Origin of the sequence: Pseudomonas sp. Yb2C2, assembly GCF_052112325.1 — a bacterium.
Classification (GTDB): Bacteria; Pseudomonadota; Gammaproteobacteria; order Pseudomonadales; family Pseudomonadaceae; genus Aquipseudomonas; species Aquipseudomonas marginalis.
The window spans coordinates 1-258 of sequence record NZ_JAVAJK010000077.1; the positions used below are offsets into that span (position 1 = coordinate 1).

At 64.0% G+C, this 258-nt stretch carries 1 protein-coding gene; it reads left to right on the top strand.

Features of this window, described 5'->3' with window-relative positions:
- The coding region (locus Q8X51_RS32225) for an AMP-binding protein (RefSeq protein ID WP_407694955.1) at positions 1-258 on the top strand (258 nt) is incomplete at both ends.

The following is a 258-nucleotide window of genomic DNA, read 5'->3' on the forward strand; positions in this document are numbered from 1 at the left end:
ATCGCACCGAGGCGTGGGCCGACTACAGCGACACCGCGCCGGAGGTAAAACTGCACGGCGACAACCTTGCCTACGTGATCTACACCTCCGGCTCCACCGGCCTGCCCAAGGGCGTGGCGGTGTCCCATGGGCCGTTGGTGGCGCACATCATCGCTACCGGCGAGCGTTATGAAACATCGCCGGCCGATTGCGAACTGCACTTCATGTCGTTCGCCTTCGACGGCTCCCACGAAGGCTGGATGCACCCGCTGATCAACG